Raw genomic sequence first — 3,559 nt, 5'->3', positions numbered from 1 at the left:
GGGCGCGCCGGGCCGGCCGGGGGCGCGGGAGATGCTGCTGTGCACGGACCGCGCGGAGGGCGTCGGCCTCACCGTGGACCTCTAGTGGTCGGCCGACCCCGCCCCACTAGGGTGGTGCCCGTGAGTGGGCAGAGGGACGACACCGGGACCGCCACGTCCGGCCGGGGAGCCGACGGGCCCTCCGGGCAGCGTCGACGGCTCCCGCCCCGTGATCGGATGCGCCAGATCACGTCAGCGGCGTCCGCCCTGTTCGCCGCGACGATCTCCGAGAAGGTCACCGTCGCGGACATCGTCAACCGGGCGGGTGTGTCCCGGGCGCTGTTCTACCGCCACTACTCGTCGGTGGACGAGGTCTTCCAGTCCGTTGTGGACCTCGTCGCCCAGGATTTCGTCGACCGCCTCCGGCTCGAGACCACCGACGATCAGGACGCCGAACTCGTCCGGGTTCTCCACGACTTCCTCTACACATGTCAGGAGGTGAGGCTGCCCGCTCGTGCGCTGCTGCGGAACTCACGTCTCCCGGGCACGGACGATTCCGTGGTCTCGATGGTCTTCCTGCGGGCTGAGCAGGAGATCTACCGCCGCGTCGGAATCGGCGAACCAACCCGCCTGGCCAGGTTGACCGTCCGCTCCTGGTTGACGTGCATCGAGGTGCAGACGCTCGCCTGGCTCGACGGGGGAGATCAGGACGAGACGATCGACGAACTCGCCTCACGGCTGACGGCCACCCTCAGGGCCCTCATCCGCGTCACCCTGCCGACCGAGGACGAGGGCATGCTGGCACTCGCCCGGATACTCGGCTGACCGGCTCCTCCCTCCGCGGTCGTCAGTCGCCCGCCTTCCGGACGACGTCGAAGACCATCTTCTGGACGCCGTTGCCGTAGGCCTCGTGCTCGGTGAGGGCCAGCGGAATGGCGTCGACGTCGGCCGTGCCGAAGAGGCGCTTTCCCGCGCCCAGCAGGAGCGGGAAGACCAGAAGGTGGTAGCGGTCGACCAGGCCCGCCTCGGACAGGGCGTGGCCGAGGGTCGCGCTGCCGTGGACGATGATCGGGCCGCCGTCGCTCTCTTTGAGCCCGGCCACCTCCTCGACCGAGCGCAGGATGGACGTCGGTCCCCAGTCGTCCACGAGGTCCGCGTCGGTGAGGGTGGACGACACCACGTACTTGGGCAGCTCGTTGTACCGGGCGAAATCCTCCGTCATGCTCGGCCAGACCGGCGAGAACGCCTGGTAGCTGCGGCGCCCGAGCAGGAGCGCGGTGGCCTCGTCCTGTTCGCGTCCCTTGATCTCGTACGCGGCCTCGTCGAAGGGGATGTCCCGGAAGGTCCATCCGGCGTTGCGATAACCCTCTTCCCCGCCGGGCGCCTCCATGACCCCGTCGAGGGACATGAAGGCGGTGATGATGAGCGTGCGCATGGCGGTCCTTTCGCTGTGGAGTGGTGACGTCCTGTGGGGGTGGCGTGCTGTCCGGCGGTCTCCGGCTGCGGCTCAACCGGGAGCCAGGACCTCCGTCTCGAGCCGTCGGTAGCCGGCCTCCATGCCCTCGACCATTCCGGTGCCGAGGATGATGTCGCGGAGCTCGGCGCTGTCGTAGGTGATGACGAGCGTCATCAGCGTCCCGTCCGCGACGGCCGTGAGCGTCTGCTCGTTGTGCGTGGGCGGGCCCTCGACCCCCTCCATCGTCTCGGTGAAGACCTCCCGGTGCGGCGGATCGGACGCGAGCACCTCGCCGGTCAGGGCGAAGGCCTCTCCCTCGACGCCGGCGGCGGGGGCCCACTCGAAGCGGGTGATCTCGCCGGGTGCAGAGGCGACCCGGTAGCTGACCAGTGCCCAGCCGTCGGGTCCGTGGAACCACCGGCTCAGTAGCTCAGGGTCATGGTGCGCGTCCCAGATCTGCCGGGGTGTCCCGCGCAGTACACGGCTGATCCGGACCTGCGTGTCCCCGAGGAGCTGTGCGCCGGCCGCTCGGTCGGCGGCGAAGGAGCGCAGGTCGGCCAGGACGTCGTCGATCTGGGCCATCGCGGACCGGGTGCCCTCCTCCATGCCCATGCCGAGGAGTTGCTCGAGCTGGTCGAGGCCGGCGAAGTACGTTGTGGTGGTCAGACGCGCGCCGCTGTCGGTCTCCTCGAAGGAGAACACCGCGCGCATCGTCGGCATCTCCGGATCGGGCACGCCGTCCGCGCTGGTGAAGCCGTCCAGGACCTCGAACGAGACCCCCTCGACCACCGAGAGGAATTCCCAGTAGCCGCCGCTGCGGGTGCCGTCGGGTCCGGTCATGTGGTACTCGGACCTGCCGCCGGGGCAGAAGTCGTGACGGGTGAAGGTGGCCGGCCACTGGGGCGGACCCCAGAACCTCTCGAGCTGGCGTGGATCCGCATACGCGTCCCAGAGTCGGCGGACCGTCACGGGGAAGTCGGCGACGATGGTCATCGTCAACTCCTCGAGGTCCTTGTCGACGGATGTGACTGGCATGGTCGGCCTCTTTCCTCGTGGTGGGTCTCTCGGGGTGCGGTCTGGGTGTGGTGGTCAGGGTGAGGGTCGGGTTCGGATTCGGGGTCAGTCCTCGGCGAGTAAGGCGTCGAGCCTGTCGATGCGCCCCCGCCAGAGGCGTTCGAAGCCGTCCAGCAGGCTCTGGGCCCGGCGGATCGCCTCGGGATTGCCCCGGATGCGGCGCTCCCGGCCGTGGCGGTCGTCGGTCACGAGCCCGGCCTCCTCGAGGACGTTGACGTGCTTGCGGACCGCCGCGAACGACATGTCGTAGTGATGGGCGAGATCGGAGATGGAGTACTCGTCGGTGAGCGTGCGGCGGACGATGTCCCGGCGCGTGGCGTCGGCCAACGCCCGGAACAACCGATCCACGTCGTCGTCACTGAGATCCACCCCGTGCGTGTGATATGAAACCATTTGGTTTCACATTAGGCCTGCGTCGTCAGTACGTCAACGGTGCGGCCGAACTCGCGCGCCCGGTGTCGTGGGTCGGCCCTACCCTTGGGGCGTGCGGTCGAGCGTGAGGGTCCCGGAGTCCGAGGTCGAGCGGTTCGTGGGGTCCGCGGCGCTGGCTCGGTCGCGGCCGTACGTCAATGCGGACGCCATCGGTGACGTGGGATACACCCCTGGTTCGCGGACCCTGTCGGCCTCGGTCGCGGGAAGTGGGGGCCGCCGGTACCGGACCGAGGTCGCCTTCGGGACTCCCGATCAGGACGGCTGGTCCCGTCCGAAGCTCAGCACCTGCACCTGCCCCGTGGCGATGCGGTGCAAGCACGCCGCGGCGCTCATGCTGTTCGCCGCGGCGGACGATCCCGGATCCGACTACCCCGGATCCGACTACCCCGTGCCCGATTCCCCACTGCCCGACTGGCGGAGGCGGATCGAGGAGACGCTGCACCAGATGGTGACGCAGTCCCCGCCGCGCGAGTCGGAGGTCTACGGCCTGCAGCTGTCGGTGGTGGCGGACGAGACCGTGGACGACGGCTGGACGGGCGGGCTGAGGCCCGGGCTGGGCAACCGGCTCCGCGCCCGCATCGTCGTGCCGGGCCGTGGCGGCCGGTGGAAGTCGGCGGG

General features: G+C 69.7%; 4 protein-coding genes and 1 pseudogene. 2 read left to right on the top strand and 3 right to left on the bottom strand.

Translation table 11 applies throughout. From position 1 onward, the window contains the following. Window positions 1-120 precede the first annotated feature (120 nt). The gene (locus G6019_RS12015; RefSeq protein ID WP_182613252.1) at window positions 121-804 is read left to right on the top strand and encodes a TetR/AcrR family transcriptional regulator; all 684 of its coding nucleotides are present in this window, start codon (window positions 121-123) and stop codon (window positions 802-804) included. Between the two features lie 22 nt (window positions 805-826). Here G6019_RS12015 and G6019_RS12010 read toward each other — a convergent pair whose 3' ends face one another. The 3 genes from G6019_RS12010 to G6019_RS12000 all read right to left on the bottom strand — a co-directional run bounded on the left by G6019_RS12010 (window position 827) and on the right by G6019_RS12000 (window position 2,902). Further along, the gene (locus tag G6019_RS12010; protein ID WP_107757461.1) at window positions 827-1,414 is read right to left on the bottom strand and encodes a dihydrofolate reductase family protein; all 588 of its coding nucleotides are present in this window, start codon (window positions 1,412-1,414) and stop codon (window positions 827-829) included. Between the two features lie 72 nt (window positions 1,415-1,486). Further along, complete coding sequence (locus G6019_RS12005) at window positions 1,487-2,470, bottom strand: SRPBCC family protein (RefSeq protein ID WP_182613253.1); 984 nt, start codon at window positions 2,468-2,470, stop codon at window positions 1,487-1,489. A gap of 84 nt (window positions 2,471-2,554) precedes the next feature. Further along, window positions 2,555-2,902 carry an ArsR/SmtB family transcription factor gene (locus G6019_RS12000; RefSeq protein WP_182613254.1) on the bottom strand — a complete coding sequence of 116 codons (348 nt, stop codon included), beginning with the start codon at window positions 2,900-2,902 and terminating at the stop codon, window positions 2,555-2,557. 91 nt (window positions 2,903-2,993) lie between these two features. Between G6019_RS12000 and G6019_RS11995 the strand changes: the two are divergent. Then, window positions 2,994-3,559 (top strand): annotated as a pseudogene (locus G6019_RS11995) (DEAD/DEAH box helicase); the annotation flags it as partial.

Origin of the sequence: Dietzia sp. DQ12-76 (assembly GCF_014145045.1) — a bacterium.
Lineage (GTDB): Bacteria > Actinomycetota > Actinomycetes > Mycobacteriales > Mycobacteriaceae > Dietzia.
Note: the sequence above shows the minus strand (reverse complement) of the source record. Positions and strands in the feature narration are given on the sequence as shown.

Coding starts and splice junctions, on each gene's coding strand:
- G6019_RS12010 (WP_107757461.1), bottom strand. CDS start 1,414: ATGCGCACGCTCATCATCACCGCCTTCATGTCCCTCGACGGGGTCATG.
- G6019_RS12005 (WP_182613253.1), bottom strand. CDS start 2,470: ATGCCAGTCACATCCGTCGACAAGGACCTCGAGGAGTTGACGATGACC.
- G6019_RS12000 (WP_182613254.1), bottom strand. CDS start 2,902: ATGGTTTCATATCACACGCACGGGGTGGATCTCAGTGACGACGACGTG.